The sequence below is a fragment of the Cumulibacter soli genome (assembly GCF_004382795.1).
GTDB classification, from domain to species: Bacteria; Actinomycetota; Actinomycetes; order Mycobacteriales; family Antricoccaceae; genus Cumulibacter; species Cumulibacter soli.
This window is the reverse complement of sequence record NZ_SMSG01000003.1, coordinates 126164-143994: the sequence shown is the minus strand read 5'-3', so window position 1 is coordinate 143994 and position 17831 is coordinate 126164. Positions and strand designations below refer to the sequence as shown.

17 protein-coding genes are annotated in these 17831 nt (G+C 64.7%); 3 read left to right on the top strand and 14 right to left on the bottom strand.

The window, feature by feature from the left end:
• Positions 1 to 16 precede the first annotated feature (16 nt).
• The 12 genes from coaBC to E1H16_RS07390 form a co-directional block, all read right to left on the bottom strand.
• Entirely contained in the window at positions 17 to 1237 is a 1221-nt protein-coding gene (gene coaBC, locus E1H16_RS07445) for a bifunctional phosphopantothenoylcysteine decarboxylase/phosphopantothenate--cysteine ligase CoaBC (RefSeq protein ID WP_208378914.1), read from the bottom strand.
• 13 nt (positions 1238 to 1250) lie between these two features.
• A complete protein-coding gene (gene rpoZ / locus E1H16_RS07440; protein WP_208378913.1) occupies positions 1251 to 1514 on the bottom strand; it encodes a DNA-directed RNA polymerase subunit omega in 264 nt (87 codons plus the stop codon).
• 53 nt (positions 1515 to 1567) lie between these two features.
• Entirely contained in the window at positions 1568 to 2152 is a 585-nt protein-coding gene (gmk, locus tag E1H16_RS07435) for a guanylate kinase (RefSeq protein WP_134323079.1), read from the bottom strand.
• A 29-nt stretch (positions 2153 to 2181) separates the two neighbouring features.
• Positions 2182 to 2499 (bottom strand): integration host factor, actinobacterial type, encoded by a 318-nt coding sequence (gene mihF / locus E1H16_RS07430; RefSeq protein WP_134323078.1) that lies wholly within the window; start codon positions 2497 to 2499, stop codon positions 2182 to 2184.
• Between the two features lie 78 nt (positions 2500 to 2577).
• Positions 2578 to 3432 carry an orotidine-5'-phosphate decarboxylase gene (gene pyrF, locus E1H16_RS07425; RefSeq protein ID WP_243837765.1) on the bottom strand — a complete coding sequence of 285 codons (855 nt, stop codon included), beginning with the start codon at positions 3430 to 3432 and terminating at the stop codon, positions 2578 to 2580.
• On the bottom strand, positions 3429 to 4496 hold the full coding sequence (locus E1H16_RS07420; RefSeq protein WP_134323077.1) for a quinone-dependent dihydroorotate dehydrogenase: 1068 nt from the start codon (positions 4494 to 4496) through the stop codon (positions 3429 to 3431). The genes pyrF and E1H16_RS07420 overlap by 4 nt, the downstream gene beginning before the upstream one ends.
• A 2-nt stretch (positions 4497 to 4498) precedes the next feature.
• A complete protein-coding gene (carB, locus tag E1H16_RS07415) occupies positions 4499 to 7807 on the bottom strand; it encodes a carbamoyl-phosphate synthase large subunit (RefSeq protein ID WP_134323076.1) in 3309 nt (1102 codons plus the stop codon).
• Positions 7800 to 8948 (bottom strand): glutamine-hydrolyzing carbamoyl-phosphate synthase small subunit, encoded by a 1149-nt coding sequence (carA, locus tag E1H16_RS07410; RefSeq protein WP_134323075.1) that lies wholly within the window; start codon positions 8946 to 8948, stop codon positions 7800 to 7802. The genes carB and carA overlap by 8 nt, the downstream gene beginning before the upstream one ends.
• Positions 8945 to 10237 (bottom strand): dihydroorotase, encoded by a 1293-nt coding sequence (locus E1H16_RS07405; RefSeq protein WP_134323074.1) that lies wholly within the window; start codon positions 10235 to 10237, stop codon positions 8945 to 8947. Before E1H16_RS07405 ends, carA begins: the two co-directional genes overlap by 4 nt.
• The gene (locus E1H16_RS07400) at positions 10234 to 11166 is read right to left on the bottom strand and encodes an aspartate carbamoyltransferase catalytic subunit (protein WP_134323073.1); all 933 of its coding nucleotides are present in this window, start codon (positions 11164 to 11166) and stop codon (positions 10234 to 10236) included. Before E1H16_RS07400 ends, E1H16_RS07405 begins: the two co-directional genes overlap by 4 nt.
• A complete protein-coding gene (gene pyrR, locus E1H16_RS07395; RefSeq protein ID WP_134323072.1) occupies positions 11163 to 11783 on the bottom strand; it encodes a bifunctional pyr operon transcriptional regulator/uracil phosphoribosyltransferase PyrR in 621 nt (206 codons plus the stop codon). Before pyrR ends, E1H16_RS07400 begins: the two co-directional genes overlap by 4 nt.
• A gap of 123 nt (positions 11784 to 11906) precedes the next feature.
• Positions 11907 to 12233 carry a DUF2249 domain-containing protein gene (locus E1H16_RS07390; protein ID WP_208378912.1) on the bottom strand — a complete coding sequence of 109 codons (327 nt, stop codon included), beginning with the start codon at positions 12231 to 12233 and terminating at the stop codon, positions 11907 to 11909.
• 68 nt (positions 12234 to 12301) lie between these two features.
• Here E1H16_RS07390 and E1H16_RS07385 point away from each other — a divergent pair, with 68 nt between their 5' ends.
• Entirely contained in the window at positions 12302 to 13003 is a 702-nt protein-coding gene (locus E1H16_RS07385; protein WP_134323071.1) for a helix-turn-helix transcriptional regulator, read from the top strand.
• Here E1H16_RS07385 and E1H16_RS07380 read toward each other — a convergent pair.
• Both E1H16_RS07380 and E1H16_RS07375 read right to left on the bottom strand, forming a co-directional pair.
• Entirely contained in the window at positions 13000 to 13812 is an 813-nt protein-coding gene (locus E1H16_RS07380; RefSeq protein WP_134323070.1) for an acyl-CoA thioesterase, read from the bottom strand. The two genes, E1H16_RS07385 and E1H16_RS07380, sit on opposite strands and share 4 nt — an antisense overlap.
• Positions 13813 to 13838: 26 nt before the next feature.
• The gene (locus tag E1H16_RS07375) at positions 13839 to 14528 is read right to left on the bottom strand and encodes an SDR family oxidoreductase (RefSeq protein ID WP_134323069.1); all 690 of its coding nucleotides are present in this window, start codon (positions 14526 to 14528) and stop codon (positions 13839 to 13841) included.
• 422 nt (positions 14529 to 14950) lie between these two features.
• On the opposite strand from E1H16_RS07375, the gene E1H16_RS07370 reads away from it, so the two are divergent.
• Complete coding sequence (locus E1H16_RS07370; RefSeq protein WP_166741663.1) at positions 14951 to 16999, top strand: HNH endonuclease signature motif containing protein; 2049 nt, start codon at positions 14951 to 14953, stop codon at positions 16997 to 16999.
• Positions 17000 to 17227: 228 nt separating this feature from the next.
• Positions 17228 to 17824: a hypothetical protein gene (locus tag E1H16_RS07365; protein ID WP_134323067.1), complete on the top strand. Its 597-nt coding sequence runs from the start codon at positions 17228 to 17230 to the stop codon at positions 17822 to 17824.
• The last annotated feature ends 7 nt before the right edge of the window (positions 17825 to 17831 follow it).

The window sequence follows — 17831 nt, the reverse complement described above, 5'->3', positions numbered from 1 at the left end:
CGAGTGAATGGACCAGTTAGCGCACGGCGTCCCAGATCTGGCTGGCGACGCGATGCTTACTGCCGTGCGGGACGACCGCTGAGGTCCCATCGGCTCCCAGGATCAACCCGGCGTTGTCGTCATTCTCGAACGCGCCACCGGCACCGACGTCGTTGACGACGATGAAGTCGCACCCCTTACGAGCGAGCTTCTGCCGCCCGTACTCCTCGACAGTGTGCTGCGCATCGCCGGTCTCAGCAGCGAACCCGACGATCGTCGGCCGACCGCTGAGTCGGCCCTCGGCGCGGGCCGCGACCAGTCCGACGAGAATGTCGGGATTTTTGGTCAGTGAGATCTGATCCGGCTCGGCGTCCGTTTTCTTGATCTTGGAGTCGTGCCGCACCGTCGGCCGGAAGTCGGATACCGCGGCAGCCATCACGACAATCTCGGCTTCGGCGGCAGCAGCAAGGGTCGCTTCTTCCAACTCGAGCGCTGTCTGCACTCGTTGGACGAGCACTCCTGCGGGGGCGACCCGCTCGACGTTCGCGCTGATCAGCGTGACGTCTGCCCCGCGAGCCGCGGCGACCTCGGCGAGCGCCCATCCCTGCTTGCCGGACGAACGGTTGGTCAGAAAGCGCACCGGGTCGAGTAACTCACGAGTGCCGCCAGCGGTGACCACCACGCGGACGCCGCTCATGTCGTACGGCACCGCGGTACCGGTCTCCAGCAGCAGACGGGCCATTCGGTAGATCTCAGCCGGTTCGGCGAGCCGGCCCGGCCCGGTGTCCTTGCCGGTGAGACGTCCGTGCGCGGGTCCGAGCACGGTGATGCCGCGCGAGCGCAGCGTCGCGATATTCGCCTGTGTCGCCGGGTGCTGCCACATCTCGGTGTGCATCGCCGGCGCGATCAGCACCGGCGCGCGGGTCACCAGCATCGTCGAGGTCAGCAGGTCGTCGGCGCGCCCGTTCGCTAGCCGAGCGATCAGATCAGCGGTCGCCGGCGCGATCACCACCAGGTCGGCCTGTTGGCCCAGGCGCACGTGCCGTACCGATGCGATGTCGCTAAATACGCCCGTGCTCACCGGGTTGCCCGACAGCGCCTCGAAGGTGGCGGCGCCGACGAACTCAAGCACCGCCGGGGTTGGTACGACATCGACGTGTAGCCCTGATTCGGTCAGGGCACGAAGGATCTCGCAGGACTTGTACGCCGCGATGCCGCCGGCAACACCTAGGACGACGCGGGGAGCTTGGGTCGGCACGAGGATCGCGCGACTAGGCGTCAGTGGGCTCGGCGGTGAGCATGCCTTCGTTGATCTCGCGCAGCGCGATCGACAGCGGCTTCTCCTGCGGGCCGGTCTCGACCAGCGGGCCAACGTGCTCAAGCAGGCCCTCGGCGAGCTGGCCGTAGTAAGCGTTGATCTGACGAGCGCGCTTGGCCGCGTAAATAACCAGGCCGTACTTCGACGCGGTGTGGGTCAGCAACTCATCGATCGGCGGGTTGGTGATGCCTTCGGGAGCGGGAACAGTTCCGGACACGTAGCCGTCCATCCTTGGTTGGTCTGTGATGCCGGATGCGCGCTCCGGCGGGTCTACGGCGTCTGGGTCTCACCGTGGCCAAGGATCAAGTCTACCAACTGATCAGTGGCCTCGGTGAGGTCGTTGTTCACGATCACCACATCGAACTCCTCGGCTGCCGCCATCTCCACCTCGGCGGCTCGCAACCTCGCGTCGATCTGCTCGGCGGTCTCGGTCCCCCGACCGAGCAGCCGACGCTGTAGTTCGGTACGCGATGGTGGCGCCAAGAACACCATGAAAGCCTCTGGCATCGCAGCCTTCACCTGCCGGGCGCCGTCCAACTCGATCTCTAGTAACACTGTTTCGCCGGCGTCCAGGTGCGCCTGGACGGCGTCCCGCGGGGTGCCGTAACGACGCCCGGCGAAGTGTGCGTGCTCGAGCATCTGCCCGGAACGGATGCGATCGAGGAAGTCGGCCTCGTCAATGAAGAAGTAGTGCTCGCCGTCGCGTTCGCCCGGGCGTGGTGCACGTGTCGTGCACGACACGGACGCCCAGAGGGGCAGGTCCCGTTGGCGCACCTGTGTCATCACCGATCCCTTGCCGACGCCGGACGGCCCGCTGAGCACGATCAGTCGTCCGGGCGCAGGTGGTGCGCTCAAGTTCCCTCCGATGGCGGTTGGTTGCCCGCCTAGCGGCCGGCGAGTTCTTCCTCCAACGCTACCCGTTGCTTTGCGCCGAGCCCGCGCACCCTGCGGCTCTCCGAGATGCCTACGCGCTCCATAATGCGGCCCGCCTTGACCTTGCCGATCCCCGGCATGCTTTCCAGAACGGTGACGATCGGGGTGCGGCTGACCACCTCGTCCGTTTTCGCTCGCTCCAACACGTCCGCCAGCGTCAGTTCGCCGCGGCGCAGACTTTCCTTGAACTCGGCGCGACGTCGACGAGCATCGACGGCGGCCTGAAGCGCCGCGGCCCGGTCTTCGGGGGTGAGGTGCGGAAGGGTCATCTGCGGATACCTCCAGAGTGAATACGCAACCTGTCCAGGCGGAACGTCCGATGTCCGCGAGCGTAGACGATAAGTCGTTCAGCGCGCGCGTAGCTCATCGGCAACGTCGCGCGCACGTCGGCGCAGGTCAGCGGGGTTTGGGCCCGCGCGCAGCACGTCGCGGCTGGTTGAACCGAACACGAGCGGGGCGCCGGACAGCGCCTCTCGTAGGTCACTGGCACTCGCACCTTGGGCACCCAGACCAGGTGCCAATACGGCTCCGGCGAGTCCGCTCAACTGGACCGCACCGCGATCGACGGTCGCACCGACCACCACACCGACACTGCCCAGACGCGCACCCGTGGCGATCTCCGCGGTGTTGCATACCGCCGCCTCGTCGATGATCGATTGAGCAACGGACCGCTCACTGTCAACGAGCGCCTGTTGGATCGCGGCGCCCTCCGGATTCGAGGTGCGCGCGAGCACGAACACTCCGCTGCCGGCCGCCAGCGCGTTGTCGATAAACGGCCGAACGGAGCCGAACCCGAGGTATGGCGACACCGTGACGGCGTCGCTGAACAGCGGACTGGTTGGGCGCAGATACGCGTCGGCGTACGCCTGCGCGGTCGAACCGATATCCCCGCGTTTGATATCCAGGATGACCAGCGCGCCCGCGTCCCGACAGAGCGTTATGGTCTCCTCCAGGACCCGGACCCCGGCGGATCCGAACCGCTCGAAGAAAGCGGACTGCGGTTTGACCGCCGCGGCCACTGGCGCGAGGGCTTCGGCCGCACTCAGCGCGAAGGTGCGCAATCCCTCGACAGTGTCCGGCAACCCCCAGTCACGCAACAGTTGCGCGTGCGGGTCGATTCCGGCACAGAGCGGACCGCGCTGCTGAGCCGCCTCGACGGCCCGATCACCGAATCCCGTCGTCATAATCGCTGCTCCGCTCATGATCCGTCTCGTACGGCGGCAGCGACGTTGCGCACCACCGAAGGGCCTTGGTAGATCAGCGCCGAGTAGATCTGTAGCAGGTCAGCGCCCGCGTCGATCATCGCCAGCGCGTCGGCGGCGCTGCCGATTCCACCGACCCCGATGATCGGCAACTCGCCGCCGACCTCGCCGGCGATATAACGGACACAGTCGCGGGCCATGACCGTCAGCGGCGCACCAGACAGCCCACCCACTTCGGCGCCCAGGTGCTGCTCGGATGGCGCCAGCCCGCCACGCTCAATCGTCGTGTTCGTCGCGATCAGACCCGCTACATCGTGTTCGCGGCACACGGCCAGCACGTCATCGATGGCGCCGTGCGTGAGGTCCGGCGCGATCTTCACCAGCAACGGCATGGCCGGCGCCTCGGCGCGCAGTGCTGCGATTAGTTCGGTGAGGAATCCCTTGTCTTGCAGGGATCGCAGTCCTGGCGTGTTCGGGCTTGACACATTTACGGCGACGTACGACGCGAGGTCGCGCAGCACTCGCATGGAGTTGACGTAGTCCGCCACAGCTTCATCCAGTGGCGTGAGTTTCGACTTGCCGAGGCTGACACCGACCGGGTAACCGAGATTCGCCCGCACGGCTTCCGCGTCTTCACCGTACTTGCGCAGCCGCGCGGCTAATGCCCGTGCACCGTGATTGTTGAACCCCATTCGATTGATCAGGCCGCCCGATACGGGCAGCCGGAACAGACGCGGGAGGTCATTACCGGGCTGGGCTTTCCACGTCACAGTGCCGATCTCGGCGTGGCCGAACCCGAGCGCCGGCCACGCACGCAGCGCTTCGCCGTTCTTAGCCATGCCAGCGGCCAGCCCGATCCGGTTGGGGAAATCCAGACCGAACAACCGCACTGGATCCTCGACGACACCGACGACCTTGCGGCTCAGGCTCTGCATCCACCGGTACTTATCCATGCGCTGCAACTGCGCCATCGTCCATCGGTGGGCCCGTTCCGGATCGCCGCCACCAATCCGGAACAGTCCACGCCGCGCGATGCGGTAGCCGTACGACGCGAGGTCAGCCACGACTACGCCTGCTCGCGCAGCGCCGCCTGCAGCTCCTGCAGCGAACGCACCGTCATCGTGCCCGCTAGTGAGGCCTCAATACCTTGGACCGCAGCCGCGGCACCGGGAACCGTGGTCACGCATGGGATCCCGGCATTGATCGATGCTGCCCTGATCTCGTATCCGTCGTACCGAACCGCGGATCCGGCGCTGCCGCTTGCCCCGGCCGGCGAATTGATCACGAGGTCGATCTCGCCGCGCTGGATCATCTCCACACAGTTGTCCGCACCGTCGGCCTCGTTCAACTTCAGCACCGGTGTCGCTGGCACGCCGTTGCGTCGCAGCACCTGCGCAGTTCCAGTTGTCGCCAGCACCTCGAATCCGAGATCGGCGAGCCGCTTCACCGGGAAGATCGCCGAGCGCTTATCGCGGTTCGCGAGGCTGACGAAAACCTTGCCACTGGTCGGCAATGCGCCGTACACCGAGGATTGGGACTTGGCGAAGGCAGTCCCGAAGGACAGATCGAGACCCATTACCTCACCGGTGGACTTCATCTCCGGGCCGAGGACGTTGTCCACGATCTTGCCTTCGGGCGTGTGGAAGCGGTGGAACTGCATGACGGCCTCCTTGACCGCGATCGGCGAGTCCAGCGGTAAAGTACCGCCATCACCGGTCGCGGGCAGGACGCCCGATTCACGCAACGACGCGATGCTTTCGCCGACGGCGATCCGGGCCGCGGCCATCGCCATGGATACGGCGGTTGCCTTCGACACGAACGGCACCGTGCGGGAGGCACGAGGGTTCGCCTCGAGCACGTACAGGATGTCGTCCTTCAGCGCATATTGCACGTTCAGCAAGCCCCGAACTCCCACGCCTGCGGCGATGGCGAGCGTGGACTCGCGAATCCGTTCGATCTCACTGGTGCCGAGCGTGATCGGAGGCAGCGCGCAGGCGGAGTCACCGGAGTGCACGCCGGCCTCCTCGATGTGCTCCATCACGCCGCCGAGGTACAGATCGGTGCCGTCGTACAGCGCATCGACATCGATCTCGACGGCGTCCTCCAGGAACCGATCGACCAGTACCGGGTGCTCGGGGCTCACCGCAGTCGCACGGGCAATGTAGGACTCGAGGGACTCGTCGTCGTACACGATCTCCATACCGCGCCCGCCCAGCACGTAGGACGGGCGCACCAGCACCGGATACCCAATCTCGTCCGCGATCGCCTTCGCTTCGGTGTACGAGGTCGCCATCCCGTGCTTGGGCGCGGGCAGCGACGCGGCATCCAAGACCTTGCCGAATGCGCCGCGTTCCTCGGCGAGATGAATCGCTTCCGGGGCGGTACCCAACACCGGCACACCGGCGTCCTTCAACCGCTGCGCCAGGCCGAGCGGAGTCTGACCACCGAGGGTGCACAGCACACCGGCGACCGGGCCGCAGGCGCGCTCGGCCTCGACGACCTCCAGCACGTCTTCAAAGGTCAGTGGTTCGAAGTACAGGCGATCGGAGGTGTCGTAGTCAGTAGAGACGGTCTCCGGGTTGCAGTTGACCATGACAGTTTCGTAACCGGCGTCGCGCAACGTCAACGCAGCGTGCACGCATGAGTAATCGAACTCGATGCCCTGTCCGATGCGGTTCGGCCCGCTACCGAGAATGATCACCGCGGGCTTCTCGCGCGGTGCAACCTCGGTCTCCTCGTCGTAGGAGGAATAGTGGTACGGCGTGTGCGCCTCAAACTCGGCCGCACAGGTGTCCACGGTCTTGTAGACCGGCCGAATACCCATCCGCCACCGCAGTGAGCGCACGCCATCCTCTCCGGCGAGTTCCGGTCGCAGCGAGGCAATCTGGCGATCGGAGAATCCGACTCGTTTCGCGCGACGCAACACGTTCTCGGTCAGTGCCGGGGCTGACTGAATCCGTTCTCGCATCTCAACTAGAGCGGCGATCTGCTGCACAAACCATGGATCGAAGCCGGACTCGGTGGCCACCCGCTCGACGCTGGCGCCTAGCCGTAGCGCACGTTCAGCAACGTAGATCCGGCCGTCGTGCGGCGTGCGTAATTGCCGCAGGCACTCGTCGACGGTTGTTCCGTCGGGATCGGCGACGGTGCCGAATCCTGCCGCGGACGTCTCCATCGACCGCAGCGCCTTTTGCAACGCCTCGGCGAAGGAACGGCCGATCGACATGCCCTCTCCGACGCTCTTCATCGTGGTCGTCAATGTCGGGTCGGCACCGGGGAACTTCTCGAACGCGAACCGAGGCACCTTCACCACGACGTAGTCGAGCGTCGGCTCGAACGATGCGGGCGTCTTGAGGGTGATGTCGTTCGGGATCTCATCGAGCGTGTAGCCGATCGCCAGTCGGGCGGCGATCTTGGCGATCGGGAAGCCGGTGGCCTTGGATGCCAGCGCCGAAGAACGGGAGACGCGCGGGTTCATCTCAATGACGATCATCCGACCGTCCTTCGGATTGATCGCGAACTGGATATTGCAGCCGCCCGTCTCGACACCGACCTCGCGCAGTACGGCGATGCCGATATCGCGCATGTTCTGCATTTCGACGTCAGTGAGCGTCATCGCGGGTGCGACCGTGATCGAGTCGCCGGTGTGCACGCCCATCGCGTCGAGGTTTTCGATCGAGCAGATGATCACGACGTTGTCGTTGCGGTCGCGCATCAACTCAAGTTCGTATTCCTTCCATCCGATGACGCTCTCCTCGATGAGCACTTCGGTGGTCGGGCTGGCCTGTAATCCGGCGCGCGCGATCCGCTGCAGGTCTGCATCGTCGTACGCCATGCCCGAGCCGGAGCCGCCCATGGTGAAGGAAGGCCGGATGACAACCGGGAACCCCAGCTCGGCAACGGTCGCCTCGACCTCTTCCATCGAATGGCACACCGCCGAACGCGGTACATCGCCGCCGATCTTCCGCACGATGTCTTTGAACTTTTGTCGATCTTCGCCGCGCTGGATCGCATCTATATCAGCGCCGATGAGCTCCACACCGTACTTCTCCAGCACGCCGCTCTCGTGCAGTTGCACGGCGAGGTTGAGTGCGGTTTGTCCACCGAGGGTCGCCAGGACAGCGTCCGGACGCTCCTTGGCGATGACTTTCTCGACGTACTCGGGGGTCAGCGGCTCGACGTAGGTGGCGTCGGCGAACTGCGGGTCGGTCATGATCGTGGCCGGGTTCGAGTTCACCAGGCTGACCCGGATTCCTTCGCTTCGCAATACCCGGCAGGCCTGCGTCCCGGAGTAGTCGAACTCGCACGCCTGGCCGATCACGATCGGTCCTGAACCGATGACCAGAACGTGGTTGATGTCCTCGCGCTTAGGCATTCGTCTGCTCCTTCTGGCTGGTCATCATGTCGGCAAAACGGTCGAACAGGTATCCGGCGTCGTGCGGCCCGGCCGCCGCCTCCGGGTGGTGCTGGACGCTGAACGCGGGCACATCAAGGCAGCGCAGTCCTTCCACCACGTCGTCGTTCACACAGACGTGGCTGACTTCGACGCGCCCGTACGGCGTGTCGGTGTGGCCTTCGGTCGGTGCGTCTACGGCGAATCCGTGGTTCTGCGAGGTGATCTCGATCCGACCGGTGGCCTTGTCACGCACCGGGACGTTGACGCCTCGGTGTCCGAACTTCAACTTGTAGGTGCCTAGGCCGAGCGCCCGGCCGAGTATCTGGTTACCGAAGCAGATACCGAAGACTGGCAGCTTGGCCTCTAGCGCCTGCTGCATCAGCGCGACAGCGTCACCGGCGGCCGCGGGATCGCCGGGTCCGTTGGAGAAGAAGATGCCGTCGGGGTTCACAGCGCGCACCTCCTCCATGCTCGCGGTCGCCGGCAGCACATGTACCCGCATTCCTCGAGCGGCCATCTGTTCGGGGGTGCTTGATTTGATGCCGAGGTCGATCGCCGCTACCGTGAACTTCTGTTCCCCGACAGCCTCAACGACGTACGGCTCGCTGGTGCTCACCTCACCGGCGAGGTAGGCGCCGGCCATTCGAGGCTGTTCATTCACCAGTGCGACCAGTTGCTCGCGCGGCCGCGCGGCATCGTCGCCGGTGAACAGCCCGACCCGCATCGCACCGCGGTCACGTAGGTGCCTGGTCAGCGCCCGGGTGTCGATCCCTTGCACCGCAACGATCCCCTGATCAATGAGTTGCTGTTGCAACGATCCGCTGGAGCGCCAGTTGGAGTCGATACCGGTCAGATCGCGGACGACGAAGCCGCTCACCCAGATTCGCCCCGACTCATTGTCCTCGCCGTTCCACCCGGTATTGCCGATTTGCGGCGCGGTCATCACCACGACCTGCCGGTGGTACGACGGATCGGTGAGGGTTTCCTGGTAGCCGGTCATTCCGGTGGTGAAGACGGCCTCACCGAATGATGTTCCGGCGGCACCGAAGGATTCCCCGCCGAAACACCGCCCGTCCTCCAGGACGACCAGTGCGTCGTTATTGATGCTGTGCTTACTCATCGAACAGCCTGTCCATTCTTCACAGTCAACTCGCCGCGCAGCAGCGTGTATTTCACACGGCCGGGCAGTTCGAGTCCTTCGTACGGGGTGTTGTGGCTCTTGCTGGCGAGTTCAGTGCCGGAGACGACAACCGAGGCGGTCGGATCCAGCAGCGTGATGTTGGCGGGTGCACCGACAACGATGCCCTGGCCGTGCTCGGCTAGCCGCCCGATCTGGGCGGCGACCGTCGAGGTGACCGCCGCGACTCGCTCCCAGTCGACCTCGCCGGCCTCATTGCTCAAAGTCATGATGGTGATCGAGAGAGCCTGCTCGAGTCCGAGCATTCCCGGTCGGGCTGCCGACCACTCACATTGTTTGTCCTCGGCAGCGTGCGGGGCGTGATCGGTCGCGACGATATCGATCGTGCCGTCCTTGAGCGCTGCGCGCAGCGCGTCGACATCTTCAGCGCGGCGCAGCGGCGGATTCACCTTATAGATCGGATCGTAGGTCTCCGCGAGTTGCTCGGTCAGCAACAGGTGGTGTGGAGTGACCTCGGCGGTGACGTTTACTCCACGCGACTTCGCCCAGCGAATGATCTCTACCGACCCGGCGGTCGACAGGTGGCAGATGTGCAGCCGCGACCCGACATGCTCGGCCAGCAGACAATCTCGAGCAATGATGGACTCCTCGGCGACCGCCGGCCAGCCGGTGAGTCCGAGCTTGCCGGAAAGCTCCGATTCGTTCATCTGGGCGCCGACCGTAAGGCGTGGCTCTTCGGCGTGCTGCGCGATCACTCCGTCGAACGCTTTGACATACTCCAGCGCCCGACGCATCAGGCTAGGGTCGCTGACGCAAACTCCGTCGTCGCTGAATACTCGAACGCGCGCCGCAGAGTCGGCCATCGCGCCCAGTTCGGCCAACTGCTGACCACCAAGACCAACCGTGACGGCGCCGACCGGGATCACGTCCACCAGGCCGATCTCACGGCCGGTGTTGTAGACCTGCTCGACCACACCTGCGGTGTCCGCGACCGGGTCGGTATTAGCCATCGCGTGTACGGCCGTGTATCCGCCGAGCGCCGCTGCCCGCGATCCGGTCTCGATGGTCTCTGCATCTTCACGTCCGGGCTCACGCAGGTGCGTGTGCAGATCGACCAGTCCGGGCAGGCCGATGAGGCCGGTGCCATCGATGACTACATCGGCGTCAGCGTCGATCGACGGCGCGATCTGGCTGATGACGGCATCGGTGATCAACACATCAACGGCTTCACCACCGAGCGGGTGGACCTGCTGAATGAGCGTGGTGGTCATGCTGCACCTCCAAGGAGCAGGTAGAGGACGGCCATTCGGACGGAAACGCCATTGGCGACTTGTTCAACGACGGTGGAACGTGCGGAGTCTGCGACCTCGGCCGCGATCTCCATTCCTCGATTCATCGGTCCGGGGTGCATCACGATGGCCTGCGGCGCAAGCGATCCGGCGCGAGCGGCATCCAGACCGTACCGCCGGGCGTACTCCCGCTCGGTCGGAAAGTAGGACGCGTTCATTCGTTCGCGTTGCACACGCAGCATCATCACCACGTCCGCATCCGGCAGCGCCTGATCGAGGTCATAGCCGAACGCACAGGGCCAGGTTTCGATCCCGACCGGAAGCAGGGTTGGCGGGGCGACGAGGGTGACTTCGGCACCGAGCGTACGCAGCAGCAGCACGTTCGAGCGTGCGACGCGGCTGTGCAGCACATCCCCGACAACGGTCACCTTAAGCCCGTCGAGCCCGTCCCCCACGCCTCGACCCGCACGCTTACGCATCGTGAACGCGTCCAGCAGCGCCTGCGTCGGATGTTCGTGGGTGCCGTCACCGGCGTTCACCACGCTGCCATCGATCCAGGATGCTAATTGCCATGGTGATCCGCTGGCGTTGTGCCGGATCACGACCGCGTCGGCACCCATCGCTTGTAGCGTGAGCGCGGTGTCCTTCAGGCTCTCTCCTTTGGAGACGCTGGAGCCCTTTGCCGAGAAGTTCAGTACGTCGGCGGATAAGCGCTTCGCTGCGAGTTCGAAGGAGATCCGGGTTCGGGTGGAGTCCTCGTAGAACAGGTTGACGACGGTGCGGCCCCGCAGCGTCGGCAGTTTCTTCACTTCGCGGCCCTGCAGGGACGTTTCGATCTGCTCGGCCGTGTCGAGTACGGCGATCGCCTCATCGCGGCTCAGATCCGCCGCAGACAACAGATGGCGCTTCATCGGCCTTCCCCGTTCAGCATCGCCAGGACCTCATGCCGGTCGGGCTGACCGCTCGAGATCACCACGCCGTCGACGCCATCGAGTTCGGAGATGCCCACGAAGATCTGCTCATCGCGCGCGGTGGGGATGTTCTTACCGACATAGTCAGCTCGGATCGGTAGTTCGCGGTGTCCGCGGTCGACCAGCACGGCGGCCTGGATTGCTCGCGGACGCCCCCAGTCGCGCAGCGCGTCGAGCGCGGCGCGGATCGTGCGTCCGGAGTAGAGCACATCGTCGATCAGGACGACGGTCTTCTGATCAATGCCGCCCTCAGGTTCATAGGAATGTTCCAGCGGGCGTACGCCACGCGTGCGCAGGTCATCGCGATACAGCGTGATGTCCAGGACGCCGATGGGGAGCCGCTGCGCGGAGAATGCTTCGATCCGGGATCTGATGCGCTCAGCCAACTGCTGACCGCGAGTCGGGATGCCGACGAGTACGACGTCAGTCGCACCGCCGGTCTTCTCAAGGATTTGGTGGGATATGCGGTCGACCACGCGAGAAATGTCGTCGGCAGACAGGATGACGCGACCGGTCTTACCGGCGCCTCCGTCTGCCGACTCCGGGACGGTGCCCATCGTCGTACTCCTTCTCCGCCTCACGGGACGGTCTTTAAAGGAACAGATGCAACTACAGACTAGCTTCCGGGGCCGCCGCGTTGTACGTCGCCCGGCACTCGAATCGTGTGTACTTACTTACGCTCATTTACGCACGAAGCGAAGGCGGAACGTGTCGGGGCCGCGATCGAGGTACTCGATCGCGAAGGCGCCAGGAGCGCGCTGCTCCAACTGCGTCAATAACGGAAGCGGGTCGTGGTTGGCGCGGATGATCATCCCGTAACCCGCCTTGATCGAATCGAGAGCCCCGAAAATCGATGCATGCCGAATCGCATGCGGAATCACTTGGACGTCGAGTTCCGGCATAGCCCCGTCGTCCTCATGCCCGCAGGCGCACCCGACACCGTGCCCGCCGTCGACCTGCGGCAGCTCGCGGATCTTCATCGGCTTCAGGTCTCGATCCGCAGTCATCGTGCTACTCCTATGCCTCGGGTGGGTTTCCATACCAAGAACTGGCGATATTTATTACTATAGAACTCATGGAAATTCCTCGGGCATACGGTCCTGCCCCGACTCCCACCCGAGCGATGCCGGCGATGTCGCCACAGCGCATGGACTTGCTGGACCTACTTGCTGCAGAACATGCCGCCCGCACGGTGGACGAATTGGCCCGCCTGAGCGACCTGCACCCCAACACGGTGCGCAACCATCTGGACGGTCTCGTTCTCGACGGCGTCGTCGAACGATCCAGCGAGCGCAGTGGTCAGCGCGGGCGCCCATCATGGCGGTACCGCGTTATTCCCGAGCGCATGGCAGGCGCACCGGAATACGTCGGGCTGGCGATGGCACTGGCAGAAAAGCTGGCCCACATCAGTCCTGATCCCGCCAGTGTGGCTCGCGCCGCCGGAGAGAGCTGGGCCGCCCGGATCCCCGGCGACAGCAACAGCCAGGCCGACGTCCTGACACTATTGCAGGACCTCGGGTTCGAGCCGACACGCGAGGAGGCAGATATCCGGCTCACGCAGTGTCCGTTGCTGTCAGCCGCCCGCGAGAACCCTGAGGTGGTGTGCGGGGTACATGACGGCTTGATCCGCGCCCGCCTCGGCGACGACGAACAGGGTTGGCTGGAGCCATTCGCTGGCCCCGGATACTGCATGTGGCACGGATCTAGTCGCGACTCAGACCGCGTCGGTCGTGGCGCGCCCCGCTCCACGTCCGTGACCGAGCAGCAATCAGTCTAGAAATAACGCAGGACGCAAGACTGGCTACCCACGGCGAGCAACTCCCCTGTCTCGGCGTACATGTGGATATCGCCGTGACCCATGCCGTTCGCGACGCCGTGTGCGTCAATCTCGCACAGCACCCAACTCGTAGGCGCTCGACGCACGATCCGCAGAGTATTGTCCAGGCTGCTGCCGCCGCCGGACTTCCCCATCGCCATGGCGATTACCGCAGGGACTTGATCGGCGAACAGCGCGAGAGCTGCGACGTCTGCGGGCAACCCGCCGGTAAGCCGCATCCACAGGCTGATTTTTCCCGACACTGAGGGCATGCCGCGGTCGCGGTGCTCGGCCAGTTCACCGGCTGGCATCCGCACTTCCATCCGATCGATTAGCCGCGAGTCGGGGCCCTGCTCGGGATACAGACCGACCCGCTCGCAGTCCTCTGGGCGCGGCAGCGATGGAGCGTGGCTCCACTGAGTCGCTGCATCGCCGTCCCGGCCGCCAAGCGAGCCGACGACCGTAATGACCTCGCGCTCACCGACGTTCCCGGTGACCCTCGCGTGCGATACGGAGCGCCCGCTTACCGGGACCTGCACTCTGAACTCCAACTCCTCGCCGAGCCGGGCGAAGGACAGGTATTGCGCGGATGCCCAAATCAACGGGCGACCAGTGGCCTGTTGCATGGCGTCGATCCCCGCAGCCAGACCCAATCCGCCGTACATGAAGGGTTCCATGCTCGCCGGACCCACGCATACCGCGGACGTCACCGAAAGCCGCCACATCGGCTCATCGCTGGCGGGATCCAGTTTATATAGCTGTTCTGTCACGTTTCCTCATCCTTCAAGTGCAGTGCTCAGTGCTCAGTGGGGCGAACAGATACCACTTCTAACGTTGCATCTTCGGTCGCATCGACGACGCTGCGTACCGCTCGCGCCACCGATTCGGCTGTCAGATACTTGGACGGGTCGTACTCTCCGCCAGCTCGCCGCACGATCAGGCGTTGCATCTCGGTATCGACCTTGCCGGGGTGCACTGAACTGACGCGAACGCCGTTCGGGCGTTCCTCCTCGCGTAGCGCGTCCGCGAACGCCCGTAGCGCAAACTTCGACGCGCAGTACATCGAGTTCCCCGCATTGCTGGCGAGCCCGGAACCGGAGTTGATCAGCACTATCTGTCCGCGTGTGCGCCGCAATCCAGGTAGGGTTCGCGCGGTCAAGTCCGCAACCGCGAACACGTTCGCATCAAAGATTTCGCGCCATTGGCTCCGAGTGGTTTCGGCTACCGCGCCGTTGTCCCAGATACCGGCACTGTGAATCAGCACGTCGAGATCGGGCAACTCCTCACTCGCCCGAATCAGCGCTGCCTCATCAGTCAGGTCCGCGACGAACGGGGCCGCCGACTTCAACTCGGCGCACGCGACCGCGGCAGATTCGGCCGACCTGGCGCCGATGATCAGGTCGTGCGTCGCCTGTAGTGACCGGGCGATGGCCAGGCCGATTCCACGTGCTCCGCCTGTGATGAGCGCGATTGGGCGATCGTTCATTCCACCACGATAACGACGCGAGCGAGAGCCGTGAGCGCAGCGTCCACGATTATGGGCCAGCGGCCGGCAGCGGTGGCACGGTTCGGATCGCTACCGCCACCGGTCGCGCTCACGTAGGTGGTCGACTGTGCGCTTCTGACGGTCGCTATTGGCCGCTGCTGACAACCGGGGCACCTGCGCCCCACGTCGAACGCGCATGAGTGCGGCGTCAGTTCGGGGATGAACTATATGACGTAATGCGGCCACACATCAGATTCGCCATCGCAGTCGAGGATTGCCATCGCCAGCTGACGACGATCGAACTATCTCCCGGCGAGATGCATCCTTCGTTTCTATGCCTCGGCTATATATCTGCGAATCAGTGCGCGAGCGACTGTCCGTACCGCCGAATTCTGTCGGAGCGGGTGGCTAGAGTTGCTGTTATGACGGAGATCGAGACAGGAGGCGCCTTGGCGCTCTTCGGCGGCATCGATTGCTTCGGCGACCTCGACGGCAGCGAGCAGGTCGGCGTAGCTGCCGCGCACCACGGCCGTATTACCGAGGAGCTCTCCGACACCAGCCACAGCGGGGATTTCAGCGATGAGTGCAGCAGCGACTCGGCGACCACGCTGGCCCGGCGGATCCTGGCGGTCGGCGGCGGGAACACGGCGCAACGCCACGTCGCTGACGTGATTGCTCGCGCGCTAGACCTCGCCGACGCGATCGCCTGCGATAACAACGGGGACGACGACTCGGTGAGCGAGTACCACGTCGCAATGGCTGGCATCGACGCCCTCGACACACTGGAGTCGGCGCTTGCTGCAGCGAAATCACAACTAATCGCGCACAGCTACACGCACGCGCACGAGGAACTGCTTAGCGACACCCAGTCCCCTGGCCAAGTCGTCCGGCACGCCGACGGCGCCCTGGACCGTCTTCCGTCTCGCGCCCAGATCGTCGCGACCGATCTTGCCGTTATTGCCCGTACTACGCCCGGTCGTGCACGGATGCTCACCAAGCACGCGGTGCAGCTGTGCGCACACCTACCCCACACGCTCGGGCGGCTCACGAGCGGTGAACTGACGGCGTACCAGGCGTTCCGAATTAGCCAGGAGGCGCACCAGTTGACGCCCGAGCAGGCGTCCGCCCTCGACGAGGCCGTGTGCGCGAAAAGGTTCACCGGTGCGCACTACGGTCTCGGTGCGCACCGCGCCGCCACGACCACGTTTACCCGCCGGCTCAGCACGGCCGTACGCTCGCTCGACGTACATCAGCGGCCGGACACTTCGCACCGCACGCGCGGATCCCGCGATCGATATATCCGATTCGGGCTCACCGCCGACGGTATGACCAGCGTGCACTGCGCGATCCCCGCCCTCGACGCGTTAGCGATCGACACGGTGCTCGACGACTACGCCCGTACGGCACCCGTCAATGACGATCGCACTCACGAACAACGCCGTGCCGACGTGTTCCGCACCCTGTTCGTCGGTCCCGCCGCACTTTCCCCGCCGGCCCAGATCGCAATGAACCTCGAACAGCTAGACGCGCCAGCGTTCGATGATGAGGGCGGCTACACCGTCATCGATGAGCGGCAGAACCTGCGCGCCCGGGGTATCTACGACACCATCAGACTCCTGGCCGCATGCCTGGACTGGACCTTCCCCAATACCGCCCACGCCGTGGTGAACCTCGACGTCACGACCGACACTCTCCTCGACATTCAGCGCTCGGCTCGTTATCGGCAGCGTCGACAGACCGGTCCGCCGACGGACACTAGTTCCAGTTTCGAACCCGATCCGCCCCCACACTCGTGTTCATCGCCAGGCTTAGCAGCACACCGGTGTCCAGGCTCCGATCCGGGACGCTTGCGTGGAGTGCAGGACATCGCATCGCCGTCCTGTAAGGCATCCGGGCGTGAACGCTGCGCACCGCGAAAAGACGGTCCAGTCGATTGTTGCCGCAGGATTCGACCCTCACTTGCTCGACAACCACGTGCAAGTACAGCAGGGACGCCTGAACTCTGCGATGTGTCGCAGGACGCCATCGCGGACAGTCACGGACCGCACGGGCCCGGGCAGCGGTACCGACCCGCGACCGTCCGCGGTCTCGGCTCGATCTCCGACGACCTCGCCCACGCCCTGTTACAGAACGCCGACCTACGCCGCATCCTCACCGAACCGCGCACCGGGCAGCCGCTCGAAGTCAGCAAGCGCCGTCCCAGTCAGGCCCTTCGCGACGCGATCATCAACCGAGATCGCCAATGCCGGTTCCCCGGCTGCACCCGCACCACCGATGCGCTCGACCTCGACCATGTAATCGCGTTCCGCGAGGGTGAGTCCGCTGCCGGACAAACCACTCCGCAGAATCTGCACGCTCTATGCCGTGCCCACCACCGCGCCAAACACCATCTGCATTGGAGCCCCGTCATGAACGACGATGGGACTATCACCTGGCGCAACAACCTCCTTAGCCTCTCGGTCACTACCTGAGCCGGCATCCACACTGAATCCGCGCCGCCAGCAGCAGTCCGCTTGTACGCAAGACACCGACGGGTGACCGATCTGCGCGCCTCGGCGCACGGAAGCCGCTCGATGGCGGAACTACTAGCAACAGTGTTGCGCCCTGACTCAATGCCCAGGGCTCAGATCCGCGCCAGGGAACATTCGGGGCTGTGGATAACCTCGAGCGAGGGGTGGCTGGGGTCGAGGATGTCAGCTATGGGAATTCGCTATTACGGCTGGCCGCTACGGACCGACCTCGACTTCGCGGCAGCACTCAATGACCCGTGTTCGGCATCTCGCGTCATCGATCAACGCGAGGCCGCCCACGCTCCCCACAACTGCGTGGGTTTGGACAAAGCGCACCTGATGCTCTATCAGTACTTCACGACAGCGACCAGCATCGAGCCCCCACTGGCCGACCCGACAATGCGTTTCAGGGAGTCGCGCCCTAACGAGCCCGATGCGAAGCTTCGCGATGTGCTCGATCCAGAAGCTTTCTCCGAGTGCGAATGCGTCGCTGCAGGCATGGTGACGGTGATGCCCCGACCGGGCGCGATACTGCTCACCGGCGACGCTGTGGGTCGATGGAGCCCCAGCGGTGTCGCTCCGTACTTCGGTGTGGTCCGCCGCGAGTACGTCAACCTCGCCGCCGCGGACTTCCTGACCGTTGACCTCAACGAGTTGGAGCACACGTGCGACGTGCTTTTTGGTGACGGCCACGGCTCCTACTGCCGCTCACAGTTTGCCGAGTTTCGTGACGCTATCGTGCGGTTCGCTGCGGAAGACGCCGGTTTCCTTTACTCGATAACCTAAAGACTGG